Origin of the sequence: Snodgrassella sp. W8132, from assembly GCF_016100865.1 — a bacterium.
GTDB classification, from domain to species: Bacteria; Pseudomonadota; Gammaproteobacteria; order Burkholderiales; family Neisseriaceae; genus Snodgrassella; species Snodgrassella alvi.
Window position 1 is genome coordinate 1 of the sequence record NZ_JACFRQ010000011.1, and the last position, 1231, is coordinate 1231.

At 43.5% G+C, this 1231-nt stretch carries 2 protein-coding genes; both read left to right on the forward strand.

Translation table 11 applies throughout. From position 1 onward, the window contains the following. A partial coding sequence (locus H3U82_RS10765; protein WP_232336168.1) for a hypothetical protein occupies positions 1-245 on the forward strand: 245 nt, incomplete at its 5' end. A gap of 400 nt (positions 246-645) precedes the next feature. Beyond that, positions 646-1231: DUF3304 domain-containing protein (locus H3U82_RS10770; RefSeq protein WP_198210510.1), on the forward strand; the 586-nt coding region annotated here is incomplete at its 3' end.

Sequence of the window (1231 nt, forward strand, 5' to 3'; positions counted from 1 at the left end):
AATTGTATATTACTTACGGTACAGTCGAGGAAGGCAGAAATACGCCAATGCATTACAAATTGTTTGCGAAAAGCCAGAAACTATGCACACCGCGCCCGTCAATCAAATCCATGGCGGATTACCGGCGCAATAAAGCCAAACTGGATGCAATCAAACAGGAGCGGGCAAATATTAAGCAGGTGATTCTGCCGGAGTACATTAAAGAATTGGAGCAGCAGGGCAAGCTGCCGGTTACTGGTAAATAGACTGGCGGTTTTTGCTGCTTAGTGCGCTGGTTGATTTGGCAACAGTGACAGCCATCGCCGGCGCTGCAACCGACACTTTCACCACAACGGAATTAATCCCGCATAGCCATAAAACTAAATAAAAACCAGAATATCGCAATATTATGCTGTAAAAAATTAATATATACATAAATAATGTCTTAGTTCGGAAAATTAATTATATTCAGCATATTAATGTAAATAATATTCTGCGCCGGTAGTGGTAATTGTGTAAAATATTGATATAGGTAGTAAAAGCCGGAAGCGATACCATCAACCAAAACCGGCATAAAGCCGGCAAATCAGACACGGCTGCTAATACAAAGTTAACACCGAATTTTGCATAAAAATACCGTATCAATTTAAGAATAGTGAGAATCAAATGTCTGGAAGAAAAATATTTACCGCAAGCCGTCTTATCCGGCTGAGCTTACTACTGCTGTCGGTAACCGCGGTTACCTCCTGTGGCGGAGGTTTCGAACCATTTGTCGGCGTTACTTCCGGTAAAAACAAAGCTTATGCTGCGCCGGTCGAGGCACTTGAGTATAACTATGAAAATATGTCTGGCGGTTCAATCAATGGCGGCTGTATTCCCAAAACACCGGGCGTAGATGATTATGAGGTAGGTAAAACGCGCTACGGAGGTGGTTCTACGTGTGGAGCCGCCTATCTGCCGGCGAAATGGAAACCGGGCATGATGGCGCGTATCAACTGGCGGGTTTTGCCATATCCTGGCTGGAATGCCAGAGTATTAAATCTACCTGGATTAAATTTTGACGAAAAAGAACGGGCTGCTATTCAGCAATACAGTGAAAACTATTCAGCAGTAATACCATTACCACCACCGCCACCGTCTGCCGGTGATGATTTTGGCAAAGTAAGGAATATCACAGTGCATTTTCTGGCTTGTAATCAATTGTATATTACTTACGGTACAGTCGAGGAAGGCAGAAATACGCCAATGCATT